This is a genomic window from Streptomyces sp. MBT65 (assembly GCF_016612545.1).
GTDB lineage: Bacteria > Actinomycetota > Actinomycetes > Streptomycetales > Streptomycetaceae > Streptomyces.
Genome location: NZ_JAENRY010000179.1, coordinates 1 through 16,198, shown reverse-complemented (window position 1 = coordinate 16,198; position 16,198 = coordinate 1). Strand labels below are relative to the sequence as shown.

Here is a 16,198-nt window from a genome sequence, read left to right as displayed (position 1 = left end):
GGGGGGGGCGGGTGGGGGGGGGGCTAGGTGCGCGGTTCCCCGCGCCCCCAAAAGCCCTACCTGCGCCCGAGATACACCCCCAACGCCCGTTGCAGGACCTTCCCCTGGGTGCCCACGGGGCGTTCCCATTCGCCGAAGTACTCCACTGCCTGGGCGCCCGTGCCGGTCTTGAAGAGGAGGCGGCCGAAGAGGTGGTTGGTGGGGTCCAGGGACGGGGTGATGGAGCGGAGGTCGTAGGTGTCCGCGCCGGAGTCCAGGGCTTCGCACAGCATGCGCCACAACAGGAGGCTGCTGGGTCGGAGTTCGCGGCCTCGGCGGCCGGAGGCGGGGTAGGAGTGCCAGACGCGGGGGCCGACGCTGATCATGAGGGCGGCGGACAGGACCTCGTCGTCGTACTCGGCGAGATAGATGCGCAGCCGGTCGGACTCCTCGGCGTTGAGGGCCTGCCACATGCGCCGGAAGTAGTCCAGGGGGCGGGCCTTGAAGCCGTCCCGCTCCGCGGTGGCCCGGTAGAGGCGATGGAACGCGGGGAGGTCGTCGGCGGAGCCCCAGAAGACGCCGACACCGCCACCCTCGGCGGTCTGGAGGGACTGCAACCAGTGCGGTGCGAGACTCCGGCGCAACTCGTCAACCGACCGTCCCGTCAAGGGAATTCGGCACCCGTACCGAGGCTGCCCGAGCCCGAATCCGCTGCCCTCGTTCTCCTTGCACCGGCGCCACCCCAACCGCTTGAGCCGCTCCGCCGCGTCCAGCGCGTACCCGTCGAGGCCGTCCGTCGGCAGATCCCGCAGATGCCGTACGGAGGGGTCGGCGACGCCCGCCGCGACGGTGGCCGCGTCCCAGTGCCGTACGGCGAGCGGCGGGCCGATCCGGACCGAGAACGCGCCCTCCTCCTCCAGGTGCGCGAGCAGCGGGTCGAGCCAGCGTTCCAGGCGCTGACTGCGCCAGTCGATGGCGGGGCCGTCCGGAAGGTAGGCGAGGAAGCGCCCGGTGCCGGGGAACGCCCGGTACAGCACGAGCGCTACGGCGACCAGCGCGTCCCCCTCGAACCAACCGACGCTCTCCGCGGTCCAGTCGGGCTTCACGTCCGCCCACTCGGGGATCTGGAGATGGCTCGCGTCGGGGTGCAGCCGGAGATGGTCGAGGTGCTCCTCGCGGGTGATCCCCTTCACGTACGGGCTGGTCATGGGCACGGCGCTCCTGTTCGGCGGCGGCCACCGTAAGCCGGGGCGTACTGGACGGGTCAAGACTTCACGGCTGTGAACTCCGCCCACACCTGTTTGCCGCGTCGGCCCTGCCTGGGCGTGACGCCCCATTGGCTCGCCACGGACGCGATCAGGAAGATGCCCCGTCCGCTCTCCGTATCCCAGTCGGGTTCGGTGTACCGGACGGGCAGTTCGGGCGAACGATCGGCGACGCCGACACGAACGCCGCCTTCCGGGAGGGGGCGGAGGAGGTCAGTCTGTGGTCGTACGACACCCATGTCTTCAAGGGGCTTGTTGGGTCGCGTACGTTGAAGGTCAGGCCGGGGGCCTGGTGATCGAAGATCGCGAAGAAGTCAGCGCGATGTTCCAGGGGTCTCGAAGTCGCCCTGGAGCAAGCCCGACCCACCGTCCACGTCCGTGACTCGAAAGCCAAGTCCGGGCCCGCGCTGGCGTTTTCGTCGGGTGAGTGGGCGGCGTTCGTGGGCTTCGTCGCCGGGAAGTGACTCAGGCGGACCGTGCCGCAATCGACGGGTCGTACGCTCACAGGTTTCTCGCAGGCAACTCACCGGGTCCACCGAAACAACCTCCCTATCGTCATGCACACGCACTGACAGGGAGGTGGGGAACATGAACAGCAGTCGCTCCAACACCACGGAGAAGTCGGCCGGTTGGGCCAAGTCCGCCCGCGGGCCGTGGGCCGTTGTCTGCGCCGTCGCTACCGTCGTCCTCGGCCCGGCCGCCGTCACGGCCTCCGCGCTCGACCAGGCCAACGCGGCCCCGATGCACCACGCGGTACGGGCCGACCAGAACCAGGCCTACATCTCGACGGACACGTCACGGCGCCGGACCGCCGCGTAGTCAGCGCGCGGCGACCAGTTGCTGTGTGCTGGTGACCGTGCCGTCGGCGTGCCGGGTGAGGCGCAGGACCAGGACGTGCTTGCCGTCGGCCGGCGCGGTCACGTAGAGCGGTCGGCCCTTGTTGAGGCCGGGTGCCTTGAGCTCCACGCGCGAACCGAACGCTCCGGCCGCGCTGTTGCAGCCCTTGGCGAGGGTGAGGCCGAAGGGGTCGTGGTCGTGCCGGGTGGCGTCGATGTCGTAGTCGACGTTCTTGTTGTCGGGCTCGGCGACCGTCCCGACATTCATCGTGACCCATGCGTGGACCTTCACGTCCGAGCAGACGGAGACCGTGCTCACGGCTTGTGGGTCCGGGTCGTTGAGGTCCTTGCCCTCGGCGTCCTGCCCGACCAGCAGGAGGGTGCCGCCCAGCGCGGCGATCCCCACGACGACGGCGGCGGCCCCGAGCAGAATCATCGAGCGTGGGCGGACGATCGGGAACATGGCCCCTCCGGGGAAGCGACGTCGGTCACCCAACTCGCTTGATCCGAGCGGGTGTTGTCGCTTCGTAGGACACCTGTGGTGGGGCGGGCGTTGCGATCGGAGTCGCTTCAGGACGCCACTGTGACACGTGGGACGGCAGACCGTTACCGGGGTCGCGGCGCCTCGCTCAGTCCCTGCCCAGCCCCAAGTACTGTTCCCCCACCGGGTCGATGTCCACGCCCAGTCCGTTCAGGAGGCCGGCCAGCATCGTGTAGTAGCCGACCGTCGTGATCAGTTCGACCACCTGACGGTCGGTCAGATGCTTGCGCAGGGTGCCCAACGTGGCGTCCGTGAGGGTGTGTCGGGTCAGGAGTTCCTCCGTCGCCGTCAGCAGTGTCGACTCGACCGCGTCGAACTCGCCCTCCTCGGGCCGGAGTTCGACGACCGCCGCCAACTGGTCGACGGTGAGCCCCGCGTGCTCGGCGATCGGGCGGTGCTGGACGATCCCGTAGGCACAGTCCGTGTGTGCCGCCACCGACATCACCACCAACTCGCGCAATCTCACCGGTATCGACGACCCGAGCACGGCCATGCCCAGGTCGATCGCCGGACCCGTCATGTCGGGGGCGTGGGAGAACATACGGAACGCGTTCAGCGGGGTGGGAAGCGCGTCGAGGGCTTCGGCGGAACGCTCCGGGTACGGAATTCGAGCCACGGTGACCTCACTGGGATCCGGTCGGACGACGGACGGGGCACCCATCGCCGTACCCCGTTCACTCGCGCTCACTCCTGCCGGAACCGCTCCCGCAGCTTCGGGAACCGTTCCGCCAGCACCGCGTCGTTCTCCAGGTCGAGCGGCGCCCCGAGCGGCTCGGCGGGCGCCGGCGGGATCCCCAGGTCGGGGGCGACGGTGCCGGTGAGCTGCTCGTACGCCTCGTCCGCCGCGTACCCCAGTTCCTCGCCGTCCCCGTCGATCTCGTCGTCGAAGTCGTCGATGAGGTCCGCCAGCGAGTCCGCGTCGTGCACGGCCCCCTCGTACACCTCACGGCCCTGGCCGATCAGCCAGCACCGGAAGAAGTCGAACGCGTCGTCGCTCGCCCCGTCGAGCAGAACCCACGCCGCACCCCACAGATCCCAGGTGTAGGCGCGGTTGTAGCGGGCCTCGAAGTGCCGGGCGAAGTCCAGGACCAGCTCCGGGTCCAGCAGCAGAAGCCGGTCCACCAGCAGGTCGGCCTGCTCCTCGGGGTCGCCCTCGGCGGCCTCGCGGGTGGCGTCCACCAGCTCCCAGAACTCCGTCTCGTCCATCACGGGTCAAGCATCGGGCCTGGAGGGGTGGTGCGCATGTGGAGTGCAGCGGATTGTCACCTGGCGCTGGGCAGATCGTTATCGGGCGGTGCGGGGCAGATCGTTGTGGGGCGCTGCGGCGGCGGCCGTCATGACCCGTACAGCGCGGCCAGCCGTGCCGCGTCCCTCGCGAACCGCACCCGGAGTACCTCCGGTGCCAGCACCTCCACCTCCGGGCCCAGTCCCGCGAGCTGGCCGTGTGCCACCTCCTCGGACTCCACCGGCAGGGTCACCGTCACCCACCCGTCGTCGGTCCGGGGACGGCCCGCCGCCTCCAGCGCCTCCTTCGCCGCGACCGGATCGACGGCGTACGGAAGTCTTCGCGCGCCGTCGGGGGAGAGTCGTACGACCACTTCGGTGTGCAGGATCGAGCGCGCGAACTGTTCCGCCTGCTCCTCCCAGAACGCCGGCAGGTCGAAGTCCTTCTCCCGTGTGAAGCGGTCGCCGTCGGCCAGGAGGTCCACCGCCGTGAAGCGGTCGATCCGGTACACCCGGTAGGAATCGCGGCCGGTCACCCGTGCGCACAGGTACCAGATGCCCGCCTTGAGGACGAGGCCGTACGGGTCCAGCTCGCGTTCGACGGCGGAGTCACCGCGGCGGTAGCGCGCCAGCACCCTGCGGTCGTCCCAGACCGCGTCCGCCACGACCGGGAGCAGTTCGGGGGTCTTCGGTTCCGTGAACCAGCTCGGGGCGTCCAGGTGGAAGCGTTGGGCCGCCGCGCGGGAGGCGTCCCGCAGTGACGGGAGCAGGGCCGCCGACACCTTCAGACGGGCGGCGGACGCGGCGTCCTCCAGGCCCATCTCGCGCAGCGCTCCGGGCACTCCGCTCAGGAAGAGGGCCTCGGCCTCGTTGCGGGCCAGGCCGGTGAGGCGGGTGCGGTATCCGCCGACGAGCCGGTATCCGCCGGCCCGGCCCCGGTCGGCGTACACCGGGACGCCCGCCTCCGAGAGCGCCTGGGCGTCCCGGGTGACGGTGCGCTCGGAGACCTCCAGCTCGCGGGCCAGCTCGGCGGCGGTCATCGAGGGGCGGGACTGGAGGAGCAGCACCATTTTGATGAGGCGGGCAGCGCGCATGGCTTCATGATGGGGGATCTCGCCCCCGCCGCCCCTACCCGTCCCGTCCCTGGGGGCTGCGCCCCCAGACCCCCGCTTCGGCCCTGAAGGGGCCTCGTCCTCAAACTCCCCCAGAGGGGGGACCCCCAACGGGCTGGGATTACGCCCCCCTCACTCGCAATGCGCGCTCCAGGTCGTCGAGTTGGTCGACCAGCTTGCGGCGCAGGGACGGGGTGAGGTCGGCGTCGCGGAGGCATTCCTCGCCGAGGCGGAGGGTTTCGGGGTCGACGGCGTGGGTGGGGAAGGCCCAGCGGCCGGCGGCATCCGCCATGGCGGGGCCGCGGCGGGTGGCGAGGGCCACCGCGTCCGGGTAGTAGCGGGGCACGTACTCCCGTACCAGGTCGGCCTGTTCGGGTTGCCAGAAGCCCTGGGCGGTGGCGGTGAAGAGGTAGTTGGAGAGGTCGTCGCCGGTGAACATCGCCTCCCAGGCCGTGCGCTTGGCCTCGGGGTCGGGCAGGGCGGCGCGGCAGCGGGCGGCGCCCTCCTGGCCGGTGGCGGACGGGTCGCGTGCCAGTTCGGCGGCGATCGCCGGCTCGTCGGTGGCGCCGAGGACGGCGAGGCGGGCCAGGACGCGCCAGCGCAGCTCGGGGTCGAGTTCCGGGCCGCCGGGGACGGTGCCTTCGGCGAGCCAGGCGGCGATGGTGTCGGGGTGCGCGGCGACGTCGATGAAGTGGCGTACGGCGATGAGGCGCAGGCCGGGGTCGGAGCCGTCCTCGGTGCGGCGGATGAGGTCGCGGCACAGGGCGGTGAGGGTGGCGAGGGCGGCCGGGCGGTCCTCGGGGGTGAGGTAGCGGTCGGCGACCTGGGTGGCGGCGAAGGCGAGGACGCCCTGGACGAGGGCGAGGTCCGTCTCGTGCGGGAGGTGGGCGCGGGCGGCGTCCAGGTAGGCGGAGGCGGGGAGTTGGCCGTCGCGGACCGTGTCGCGCAGGGCGTTCCAGACGACCGCGCGGGTGAGGGGTTCGGGGAGGCCGGAGAGGGTGGTGCGGACGGTTTCGAAGGAGTCGGGGTCGAAGCGCACCTTGGCGTAGGTGAGGTCGCCGTCGTTGAGGAGGAGCAGCGCCGGGCGCTTGCCGAGGGGCTGGGGCTCGGTCTGCGGGACGTCGAGGTCGAGGCGCTCGCGCAGGACGAGGCGGCCGGTGTCGCCGAGGTCCTGGTCGTAGAGGCCGACGGCGATGCGGTGCGGGCGGCTGCCCGCGCGGTCGACGAGCAGGGTGTACGTGCCGTTGTCCGCACGGGTGACGGTGGGGGTGAGGGTGTCCACGCCCGTCGTGCTCAGCCACACGTCCGCCCAGGCGTGGACGTCCCGTTCGGTGCCGGAGGCGAGGGAGTCGATGAAGTCGGCGAGGGTGGCGTTGGCGAACTTGTGGCGGGCGAAGTGGGTGTTGATGCCGGCGAGGAAGTCCTTCTCGCCGAGCCAGGCCACCAACTGCCGTAGCGCGGAGGCGCCCTTGGCGTAGGAGATGCCGTCGAAGTTCAGGAGGGCGGAGGCGGTGTCGTCGACGTTCTCGGGGGCCACGGGGTGGGTGGAGGGGCGCTGGTCGGCGTCGTAGCCCCAGGCCTTGCGGACGACGCCGAAGTCGGTCCAGGTGTCGGTGAAGCGGGTGGCCTCGGTGAGGGTCTGGTAGCCCATGTACTCGGCGAAGGACTCGTTGAGCCAGATGTCGTCCCACCACTGGAGGGTGACGAGGTCGCCGAACCACATGTGGGCCATCTCGTGGGCGATGACCATGCCGCGGGTCTGCCGCTCGGTGTCGGTGACGGCGGAGCGGTAGACGAACTCGTCGCGGAAGGTGACCAGGCCGGGGTTCTCCATGGCGCCCGCGTTGAACTCGGGGACGAAGGCCTGGTCGTAGGAGTCGAAGGGGTAGGGCTCCTCGAACTTCTCGTGGTAGCGGTCGTAGCACTGGCGGGTGATGTCGAGGATCTCCTCGGCGTCCGCGTCGAGGTGGGGGGCCAGGGAGCGGCGGCAGTGGATGCCGAAGGGCAGGCCGCGGTGTTCGGTGCGGATCGAGTGCCAGGGGCCGGCTGCGACGGCGACGAGGTAGGTGGAGATGAGGGGGGTCGTGGCGGCCTGCCAGCGGCCTTCGCCGAGGTGTTCGGTGATGCCGTTGGCGAGGACGGTCCAGCCTTCGGGGGCGGTGACGGTGAGGTCGAAGACGGCCTTGAGGTCGGGCTGGTCGAAGGCGGCGAAGACGCGCTGGACGTCGTCCATGAAGAGCTGGGTGTAGAGGTAGGTCTCGCCGTCGGTGGGGTCGGTGAAGCGGTGCATGCCCTCGCCGGTGCGGGAGTAGCGCATGCTCGCGTCGACGCGCAGTTCGTGCTCGCCGGCGGTGAGGGCGGGCAGCGGGAGCCGGTTGTCGACGAGGTGCTCGGGGTCGAGGGGGTGTCCGTCGAGGGTGACGGAGCGCAGCTCGGCCGGCTTGAGTTCGACGAAGGTGTCCGCGTCGGCACGAGCCGTGAACGCGATGACGGTGCGGGAGTCGAAGGTGTCTTCGCCCGTCGTCAGATCGAGTTCGATCGTGTAGCGGTGGACGTCGAGGAGCCTGGCACGGGTCTGCGCTTCGTCGCGCGTCAGTACGGACATGGTGAACATGCTGCCTGATGGCACCGACATGGCACAGGGGCGGTCCGGTACGCGGCTTATGTACGGTCCGGTGCGGGCGCGGTGTTCTGGGCGTCCCGCTGGTAGGGCACGCGCGCGTCCGGGTGGGGCAGGGCCGGGCGGGGGTCGGGCGGGTCCTCGACGAGGGCGCGGAGTTCGCGGACCTCCTGTTCGAGGGCCTGGTGGCGCCGGTGGGCGTCGTAGAGGTAGCGGACCTTGGTGCGCAGGATCCAGGGGTCGACGGGTTTCATGACGAGGTCGGCGACGCCGAGGGCGAAGGCGGCGGCGGTCAGTTCGGGGTCGGCGCCGAAGCCGGTGAGGAGGAGGACGGGGATGTGCTGGGTCTGTTCGAGGCGGCGCAGGTAGCGGACGACGTCGAGGCCGCTGACGCCGGGCATGCGCACGTCGAGCAGGAGGAGGCCGACCCGGCCGCGGAGCACCTGCTTGAGCGCCTTGTCGCCGCTGGTGGCGCGGGCGAGCGGGCGGCCCAGCGGGGCCAGGGCGCTCTCCAGCGCGTACAGCGTGTCCTCATGGTCGTCGACGATGAGGATCTCGGCGTCCGACGGCATCACCCGACGTCCCTCCCGCGTGGGACTACCAGCTTATGGCGCAGGCGTTGACGGGGCGTGCCCGTCGGCTGACAAGGAGTGCACAGCGAAGCATGGCCCCGCGCACTCCCGTTGTCACCTCCCGGACGGCACCCGCGGCGTCAATTCGCCGTGGGCGAACCGCCGTTGACGGCGTCCTCCGCGATGCGCTCGTGGTGCCGGATCACCTCGGCGATGATGAAGTTCAGAAACTTCTCGGCGAACGCCGGGTCCAGCTTGGCGCTTTCGGCCAGTGCCCGCAGCCGCTCGATCTGGCGAGCCTCGCGGGCCGGGTCGGCGGGCGGCAGCCGGTGGGTGGCCTTGAGGAAGCCGACCTGCTGGGTGGCCTTGAAGCGTTCGGCGAGCATGTGGACGACGGCGGCGTCGATGTTGTCGATGCTGTCGCGCAGCCGGGCGAGTTCCTCGCGCACGGCGGGGTCGACGTCACCGGTTCCGTTGGTGCTGGTGGTCATGGGCGACCACCCTACGTGGCGTACGGCACCTCGATCATCCGGCCTCCTCGTGTGCGGCCGCTCGGTCCTCGAGCTTGTCCGGATCACCGGTCCTCGGTGGCGTGCGGCCACTCGATCCGCGGTGGATCGGCCGGATCGGGCACCTGGTCGCTCCAGCCGCCGGGGACGGTGCGGCCCTGCTGGGCGCGGAAGCGGACGGGGGGCATGCCGACGCGGCGGGTGAACAGGCGGGAGAAGTAGGCGGGGTCGTCGTAGCCGACGCGGCGGGCGACGGCGGCGACCGGGAGTTCGGTGGCGGCGAGGAGTTCCTTGGCGCGGCCCAGGCGGATGCCGAGGAGGTAGTCCTTGGGGCTGCATGCGGCGCCCCGGCGGACGGCGGCGCGCAGTGCGGCGGGGGTCATGCCGTGCCGGGTCGCGTGGTCGGCGACGGTGAGCGGCAGACAGGCGTCGCGGGCGAGGGCCTGGAGGACCGGGTCGCCGTCGGGGGCGAGGTCGGCGCGGGCGCGGCGCAGGGCGACGAGGAGTTCGTGGACGGCGGCGCCGGTCTCCACCTCCAGGAGGGGGTTTCCGCGGCGTGCGGCGCGGGCCATGCGCCCGATGACCGCGCGGGGCCCGGTCGCGTCCGAGAGGGCCACCACGGGCCGTTCCGGCTCGATGTAGCCGAGTTCGGTGTACGTCGCGGTCGCGGGCCCGGTGAAGTCGACGAACCCCTCGTCCCAGCCGGCGCCGGGGTCGGGCGCGTAGTGGTGCGGCACTCCGGGGGTGAGCCATAACAACGCGGGCGCGGTGACGGTCGTACGGCGGCCGTCGGGGGTCAGGTACCAGCCGCCGCCCGCGCTGATCACTACGGCGACGTGGTGGTCGAGGGTGCGGGGGCCGACGATGGGCAGGGCGCCGTACTGGAGGCCGACGCCGAGGCAGGCGAGGCCGAGACGGTGGTGGGCGGGTGTGGGCGTGAAGAAGCGCATCCAGGTGTGATAGATCGGCGCCCCCTCTCGTACTGCCCGCGTCCCTTCCCGTACTGCCCGCGCCCCCTCGCGCACCGGCCGCACCCTCTCGCTCACTGCTCGCGCCCTCTCCCCGACGCTCGGACTGCTGCGTCCAAGTAGTGGCGATCTTTGTCCATGGACGTGATCGGCGCCAAGGGGAGAGAGTGCGGGGCATGAGTGAGTTCACGGTGGGCGACAGGGACTTCCTGCTGGACGGGCGGCCGGTGCGGCTGCTGTCCGGGGCACTGCACTACTTCCGGGTGCACGAGGCGAGTTGGGGGCACCGGCTGGCGATGCTGCGGGCGATGGGCCTCAACTGCGTGGAGACATACGTCCCGTGGAACCTGCACGAGGCGGCGCCGGGCGACTTCCGGGACGTGGAGGCGCTGGGCAGGTTCCTGGACGCGGCACAGGAGGCGGGTCTGTGGGCGATCGTGCGCCCGGGGCCGTACATCTGCGCGGAGTGGGAGAACGGCGGGCTGCCGTACTGGGTGACCGGGGAGCTGGGGGCACGCGCGCGTACGCGTGACGAGCGTTTCCTGGGGCACCTGGAGCGCTGGTTCCGACGGCTGCTGCCCGAGGTCGTGTCCCGTCAGCTCGACCGCGGCGGGCCGGTGATCATGGTGCAGATCGAGAACGAGTACGGGAGTTACGGCTCCGACGCGGTCTATCTGCGACGGGTGGCCGATCTGCTGCGCGAACAGGGCGTCACCGTCCCGCTGTTCACCTCGGACGGTCCCGAGGACTTCATGCTGAGCGGCGGCTCGGTCCCCGGGGTCCTCGCCACGGTGAACTTCGGGTCCCACGCGCGCGAGGCGTTCGACACGCTGCGCCGGCGGCAGCCCGAGGGGCCGCTGATGTGCATGGAGTTCTGGTGCGGCTGGTTCGACCACTGGGGCGGCGAGCATGTCGTGCGCGATCCCGGGGACGCGGCCGACGCGCTGCGGGAGATCCTGGAGTGCGGGGCGTCGGTCAACCTCTACATGGCGCACGGCGGCACCAACTTCGCCGGCTGGGCGGGCGCCAACCGGGGCGGCGGCGCGCTGCACGAGGGCCCGTTGGAGCCCGATGTGACGTCGTACGACTACGACGCCCCGATCGACGAGCACGGGCGCCCCACGGAGAAGTTCTGGCGGCTGCGCGAGGTCCTCGCCGAGTACGCCGACGGCCCGCTGCCCGAACTCCCGCCCCCACCGGCTGTGTTGGGCCACCGGGCCGAGGCGCGGCTGACCGGCTGGACGTCCCTGGACGACGTCCTGGAGGCGCGCGGTGGGCCGGAGGTCGGGACGCCGGTCCCGCCGACCTTCGAGCAACTGGGCGTCGAGCGGGGAATCGTGCGCTACGAAGTGACCGTTCCGGGACCGCGGCCCCCGTATCCGCTCACCGCGCGCGGGCTGCGGGACCTCGCGGTGGTGTACGTCGACGGGGAGCGGGCCGGGGTCCTCACGGAGGGCGACGAGCAGCTCAAGGAGCCGGTCGCAGGGCACGCGCGTGTGCAGGTGTGGGTGGAGTCCCTGGGGAGGGTCAATTACGGGCCGCGGCTCGGGGAGCCGAAGGGGATCACCGGGGGGCTGTTGCACGAGCGGCAGTATCTGCACGACGTACGCGCGCGTGGGCTGCGGTGGGACGCGCTGGACGAGGTCGAGGGGGTGCCGGCGCGGGAGCTGCCGTCGGACGGCTCCCCCGGGCTGTACCGCGGCACCGTGGAGGTGCGCGGCGCGGGGGACGCCGTGCTCGAACTGCCGGGCTGGACGCGGGGGTTCGTGTGGGTCAACGGGTTCGATCTGGGGCGGTACTGGTCGGCCGGGCCGCAGCGGGAGCTGTACGTCCCCGGTGCGGTGCTCCGGGAGGGCGTGAACGACGTGTGGGTGCTGGAGCTCCAGGAGGCGCCGTCCACCGGGGAGTCCGTCGTCCTGCGGGCTCAGCGGGAGACGGGCGCGGAGCCGATCTCCACGACACGGGCCCAGTCGGGCGGGGTGTCCGGCACGTAGTCGGGGTCGTCCTCGGCGTACGCCCCGGTCGCGTACCGGCGCGGGAACAGGCCCACCACCGTCCGGCAGGACGGTCGCGCCGACGGCCAGGGGGTCTGGCCGTCGGTGAGGACCACGACCGCGTCGGGCGGGGGCTGGGTGCGCAGCGCCCTGGCGAAGCCGGCGCGCAGGTCCGTGCCGCCGCCGCCCAGCAGCTCGATGCCCTCGGCGCGGCACAGCGGTTGGGCGACCCGGGCCGCCGCGTCGCACGACACCACGGTGACCAGGTCGCGGCGGCCGCCCACCGCCCGGGAGATCGCGGCGACTTCGAGGAGCGCGCTGCCCAACTCGGCGTCGCTGACCGACCCGGAGGTGTCGATGACCACGCACACCCGGGGCGGTCGGCGGCGCAGACTCGGCAGCACCACGCCGGGCAGTCCGGCCGAGCGGCGCGAGGGTCTGCCGTAGGTGTAGTCCTCGCCCGCGCCGGGGGCGGAGACCGCCGAGCGGACCGCCGCGCCCAGCAACTCCCGCCAGGGCTGCGGCGGATGGAACGCCTCCTCGGCCCAGCGCCGCCAGCCGTCGGGGGTGCTGCCGGGGCGGCCGGTGATGCCCTGTGCGACCCGGAAGCGGACGGCGTCGCGCTGCTGCTCGCTGAGTCCGTGGGCGCCGTCGGGCCCCAGCTCCCAGTCCCGGTCGAGGCCGTCGGCGCCGCTGCCGCAGTCCAGCCATGCCAACGCATGGGTGCGCGGGCCGAGTTGGAACCAGCGCAGGTAGTCCTCCATGAGGTTCCCGGCGGGCAGCCCCAGTGTCTTCGGCTGGACGGCGCCTTCGGGGGTGATCAGGCCGTCGCCGTACGCGTCGTCGTTGATCTCCATGTCGGCGGCGATGTTCATCCGCAGCCGCTCCGCCGGGCCGGTCAGTCCGCGTTCGCGGGCGACGCGGTCGCTGCGGCCGTGGTGGTCGCGGAGCAGGTGGGAGACCTCGTGGACCCAGACGCCCGCCAGGTCCTCGACGGTCGTCCGGTCCACGAAGCCCGGTGAGACATAGCAGCGCCAGTGCCGGTCGACGGCCATCGTCGGCACCTGCCGCGACTCGACGGTGTGCAGGGCGAACAGCGCGGTGGCGAGGTAGGGGCGGGCGCGGGCGGCGTAGAGGCGGGCGGCGAAGAGCTTGTCGCGGTCGAGCGGGGTCGCCGTGTTCATCGGCGGGCCTTCGCGGCCGTGGCGGCGCGGTCCGCGCGCTGGGAGAGGGAGATCGCGCCGGCGAGTCGCTCGATGGACGCGGGCACGTCCCAGTCGTCACGGCGCAGCGCGGCGAGGGTGGTCGCGGGGACGACGACCAGGTCCGGGGCGCCGGTCTCCAGCGCCCGCACCAGGAGCGCCCAGGCCGCGTCCCAGCGGGTCCGCTCGGGACGGTTGCGGACCGCGGCCACCACTCCGTCGAGGACGGCCTGGCGCAGGTCTCCGCGCTCGGGCAGTTCACCGGCCGTCGGGTCGGCGAGGAACAGCTCGGGATCGGGCAGGTCCATCCGGTCCACCCAGGCCAGCAGTTCCAGACCGGGGCCGTCCCCCACCGTGCCTCTGACCAGCAGGGACAGCACCTCGCGGGAGGAACCGGCCGCGCTCGCGAACGCGGTCAGGGACATCGCCATCTCCCAGCTGCGGGGCGAGGGCCAGGCGCCGCCGCGCCGCGTCTCGCTACTGGGGAGCTGGTGGACGAGCTTGGGGCGGCCGGTGAGCAGCCCGCACACCGCGCGGCGCGCGTAGTCCACGGCCTGGGGCAGCTTCTCCGGGTCGAGCCGCGGCAGGGTGGCCCGGGGCCAGGTGCCGCCGAGGCCGCGCACGACGACCTCGTGGTCGTGGGTCCACTGGAGGTGCACGAACCGGTTCGCGAGCGGCGGGCTCAGCTCCCAGCCGTCCGCCGCCGAGGACCGCGGGTTGGCGGCGGCCACGATCCGTACCCCGGGCGGCAGTCGGAGCGCGCCGATCCGCCGCTCCAGCACCAGCCGCAGCAGCGCGGCCTGCACGGCGGGCGGCGCGGTGGACAACTCGTCCAGGAACAGCAGCCCCCGGCCCGCCCGTACGAGGCGTACGGCCCAGTCCGGCGGGGCCATCGGGATGCCCTGCTCGGCGGGGTCGTCGCCGACGACGGGCAGCCCGGAGAAGTCGGACGGCTCGTGGACGCTGGCGATCACCGTGGTCAGCGGCAGATCCAGGGCGGCGGCGAGCTGCGTGAGGGCGGCCGTCTTGCCGATGCCGGGCTCGCCCCACAGCAGCACGGGGAGGTCGGCGGCGACGGCCAGGGTCAGGGCCTCCAGTTGGGTGTCGGGGCGGGGTTCGGTGGTGGTGTGGCGCAGGAGGGTCAACAGGTCGCCCGCGATGTCCAGTTGAGAGGTCTCGGCGGGGACGTTGGCGGTGGCGTACAGGGTGCGTGTGGGCATATGTGGTCACCTTTGGGGTCGAGTCGGGATGGAACGAGGCGTACGGAGGTGAGGGCGGGGTGGACCTTCCGGTCGCGCACCTTCCGGAGGTGGGCGAAGTCCCGTGCGGTCAGCGGCCGTTGGCACGGCGGGGGCGAAGGTTCCGGGGGTGCGGACGTCCTCCCCAGAAGCGTCCGGACCGGGGTCCGGGGCCGGCCAGCCCGGCCCTGAACAGGCCGTGCAGGAGCCGCCGTTCGGCCGCCGCCCGGAGTTCGTCCCGCAACGCCCCACCGCGCAGCACCGCTTCAGGACCGAGCAGTCCTTCTACGACGGCCAGCGCGCCGGCGATGTCTCCGTGGAGGAGGCGGTCGCGGACGCCGGTGAGGCAGTCCGGGTGGCGGTGGGCGTCGTCGATGACCTGGAGGCAGGGCAGCGGGGTGCCGGTGAGCGCGACGAGCAGTTCCTCGCGGCGGATCTCGGCCGGATCGTGGTCCAGGGGTGCGAGGACCCCGTCGACCAGCCCGATGCGGTGCCGGGCGCCGCGGCAGTCGACCAGGTGCGGCCGGTCCGGCCGGGGACGGTCGGGACGGTGGAGGCGGTCGGGGCGGTCCGGTACGAGTGCGGCGGCGACCAGCGGGTGCAGCCGGTCGGCGTCGATCTCGCCGGTGCGCAGCAGTTCCAGGTCGGGCGGGACCCAGGTCGCCGCGTCGGGCAGGATCGGCAGCCCGGTGGCACTGCCGTCCGTCGGTGCCGGTGCGATGCGGAGGGTGTCCGCGCCCGGTTCCGGTGTCAGCGCGAGCCGGTGCCGGGACCCGAACCGCACGACGACGGGACCGGCGCTCCGCCCCTCGGCGCGGAGCAGGATCGCCGCTTCGTCGGCCCACCGGTCGACGGCGGGGCTACGGCCCTCGGATGGTGCGTCCGGCAGCTCCGGGATCGCGGCGGTGTCGTCGGCGGGTGGCCGATCGGCCCCGGACCGGACCCGCAGCTCACCGCTCCGCTCCGCGTCCCACAGATGTCGGTGCAGGTCGAGGCGGAACCAGCGGCTCGGCCGTGGATGCGGATGCCGGCGGGCGTCGGCGTCGCGGCGGGTGCCGTCCCACAGCGCGAGGCTGATCCGCTGGCCGCCGTCCGCCCAGGCCGGTGGAGTACGGACCACCAGATACGGCGGGCCCGTGGCGTCGTCGCCGTAGCAGGCCAGGGGGATGGTGAGTCCCGGGCGCAGCAGGCCGTCCGGGGCGATTCTCGGCAGATGCCAGCGGAGCAGGTCGGGGGCGAGTCGGCGGAGATCGGCGCGAATCCGGGCGGTCAGTTCCCGGCCGTGGGCGCGTGTCACGGACCGTAGATCGAGATCGATGTCGACACCGGCGGCGGCGCAGGCGCCCGCCCAGTCGCCTGTGCGGCGGCGGGCCGTGGCGGTGTCGATCATGGAGTGCGGTACGGCGAACTCGCGTACGCGCGACCAGAAGGAGAGTCGGGATTCCTCGTCCGCGGTGAGAGGGAGCATCAGCGCTCACCTTGTGCGGACGGGACCCCCGATCTGTGAACAGGGTGGATCGTCTTGGTCGTCATCGCGGGGATCATAGCCCTCCCGGTCGCGATCTGTCAGGGAAATATGGGGGCCGCATCCAGGCCCCGTCGGCATACAGTGGATGGGGGTTCTGGGCGTCTCTGGGGGTTGCGGACGTGGCGGACGACGGACCGGTCGAGCACGGCTACCCACACCTCGATACGGTGCGGGACGCCATCACCGCGCTCTACAAGCGGTTGTCCTACGACACCGTCCAGACGTTCGCGACCAGCGTGGCCCCGGTCGACGTGGCGTTCGGCGACACGGACGACCTGCATCTGGGGGCGCAGCGGGTGGCCCGTGAGATGGTCCGGCACTACCGGCTCCCGGATGCCCGACCGATCGTCAGCTTCCGTGAGATGACGCATGCGGCGAACGTCGAACTCACCGCCGGGCCCGAGTACTTCATCGAGTTGAACGACCGGTTCCGTACGCATCGGCGGGACATCGGCGCGGCGCTGGCGCACGAGGTGATGCACGTCTATCTGCACCGGCTCGACCTCTCCTTCCCCGGTACGCGGGAGAACGAGATCCTCACGGACACGGCGGCGACGTATCTGGGGGCGGGGTGGTTGCTGCTGGACGCGTACCGGGGAAGGAGAGGTCG

The 16,198-nt window shown here is 72.3% G+C and carries 15 protein-coding genes and 1 pseudogene; 4 read left to right on the top strand and 12 right to left on the bottom strand.

Annotated features, from left to right (window positions below; all coding sequences use genetic code 11):
* Positions 1 to 56: 56 nt before the first annotated feature.
* Positions 57 to 1,187, bottom strand: a complete 1,131-nt coding sequence (locus JHN63_RS32845; RefSeq protein WP_200687559.1) for a peptidoglycan bridge formation glycyltransferase FemA/FemB family protein — start codon at positions 1,185 to 1,187, stop codon at positions 57 to 59.
* A 359-nt stretch (positions 1,188 to 1,546) separates the two neighbouring features.
* Here JHN63_RS32845 and JHN63_RS32840 point away from each other — a divergent pair, with 359 nt between their 5' ends.
* Both JHN63_RS32840 and JHN63_RS32835 read left to right on the top strand, forming a co-directional pair.
* The gene (locus JHN63_RS32840) at positions 1,547 to 1,708 is read left to right on the top strand and encodes a DUF397 domain-containing protein (protein WP_200687565.1); all 162 of its coding nucleotides are present in this window, start codon (positions 1,547 to 1,549) and stop codon (positions 1,706 to 1,708) included.
* A gap of 124 nt (positions 1,709 to 1,832) precedes the next feature.
* Complete coding sequence (locus tag JHN63_RS32835; RefSeq protein ID WP_200687551.1) at positions 1,833 to 2,063, top strand: hypothetical protein; 231 nt, start codon at positions 1,833 to 1,835, stop codon at positions 2,061 to 2,063.
* On the opposite strand, the gene JHN63_RS32830 is transcribed toward JHN63_RS32835, so the two are convergent.
* From JHN63_RS32830 to JHN63_RS32795, 8 genes are all read right to left on the bottom strand, one after another.
* Positions 2,064 to 2,543, bottom strand: coding sequence for a hypothetical protein (locus JHN63_RS32830; RefSeq protein WP_200687549.1), 480 nt, complete (start codon positions 2,541 to 2,543; stop codon positions 2,064 to 2,066).
* Between the two features lie 166 nt (positions 2,544 to 2,709).
* On the bottom strand, positions 2,710 to 3,237 hold the full coding sequence (locus JHN63_RS32825) for a carboxymuconolactone decarboxylase family protein (RefSeq protein WP_200687547.1): 528 nt from the start codon (positions 3,235 to 3,237) through the stop codon (positions 2,710 to 2,712).
* Positions 3,238 to 3,305: 68 nt separating this feature from the next.
* Positions 3,306 to 3,827, bottom strand: coding sequence for a DUF4240 domain-containing protein (locus JHN63_RS32820; protein ID WP_200687563.1), 522 nt, complete (start codon positions 3,825 to 3,827; stop codon positions 3,306 to 3,308).
* Positions 3,828 to 3,955: 128 nt separating this feature from the next.
* Positions 3,956 to 4,939 (bottom strand): YafY family protein, encoded by a 984-nt coding sequence (locus tag JHN63_RS32815; RefSeq protein ID WP_200687545.1) that lies wholly within the window; start codon positions 4,937 to 4,939, stop codon positions 3,956 to 3,958.
* Between the two features lie 139 nt (positions 4,940 to 5,078).
* A complete protein-coding gene (gene pepN, locus JHN63_RS32810; protein WP_200687543.1) occupies positions 5,079 to 7,562 on the bottom strand; it encodes an aminopeptidase N in 2,484 nt (827 codons plus the stop codon).
* A 56-nt stretch (positions 7,563 to 7,618) separates the two neighbouring features.
* Positions 7,619 to 8,149, bottom strand: coding sequence for a two-component system response regulator (locus JHN63_RS32805; protein ID WP_200687541.1), 531 nt, complete (start codon positions 8,147 to 8,149; stop codon positions 7,619 to 7,621).
* 140 nt (positions 8,150 to 8,289) lie between these two features.
* Complete coding sequence (locus tag JHN63_RS32800; RefSeq protein WP_019062236.1) at positions 8,290 to 8,640, bottom strand: chorismate mutase; 351 nt, start codon at positions 8,638 to 8,640, stop codon at positions 8,290 to 8,292.
* A gap of 83 nt (positions 8,641 to 8,723) precedes the next feature.
* Positions 8,724 to 9,623, bottom strand: a complete 900-nt coding sequence (locus JHN63_RS32795; protein ID WP_200687561.1) for an AraC family transcriptional regulator — start codon at positions 9,621 to 9,623, stop codon at positions 8,724 to 8,726.
* Between the two features lie 179 nt (positions 9,624 to 9,802).
* Here JHN63_RS32795 and JHN63_RS32790 point away from each other — a divergent pair, with 179 nt between their 5' ends.
* Positions 9,803 to 11,620: a beta-galactosidase family protein gene (locus JHN63_RS32790; protein WP_200687539.1), complete on the top strand. Its 1,818-nt coding sequence runs from the start codon at positions 9,803 to 9,805 to the stop codon at positions 11,618 to 11,620.
* Here the strand turns inward: JHN63_RS32790 and JHN63_RS32785 are convergent.
* The 3 genes from JHN63_RS32785 to JHN63_RS32775 all read right to left on the bottom strand — a co-directional run bounded on the left by JHN63_RS32785 (position 11,551) and on the right by JHN63_RS32775 (position 15,528).
* The gene (locus JHN63_RS32785) at positions 11,551 to 12,804 is read right to left on the bottom strand and encodes a VWA-like domain-containing protein (protein WP_200687536.1); all 1,254 of its coding nucleotides are present in this window, start codon (positions 12,802 to 12,804) and stop codon (positions 11,551 to 11,553) included. The genes JHN63_RS32790 and JHN63_RS32785 overlap by 70 nt on opposite strands.
* Entirely contained in the window at positions 12,801 to 14,042 is a 1,242-nt protein-coding gene (locus JHN63_RS32780) for an AAA family ATPase (RefSeq protein WP_200687534.1), read from the bottom strand. The genes JHN63_RS32785 and JHN63_RS32780 overlap by 4 nt, the downstream gene beginning before the upstream one ends.
* 109 nt (positions 14,043 to 14,151) lie before the next feature.
* Entirely contained in the window at positions 14,152 to 15,528 is a 1,377-nt protein-coding gene (locus tag JHN63_RS32775) for a hypothetical protein (RefSeq protein WP_200687531.1), read from the bottom strand.
* A 179-nt stretch (positions 15,529 to 15,707) separates the two neighbouring features.
* Between JHN63_RS32775 and JHN63_RS32770 the strand changes: the two are divergent.
* Positions 15,708 to 16,198 (top strand): annotated as a pseudogene (locus tag JHN63_RS32770) (hypothetical protein); the annotation flags it as partial.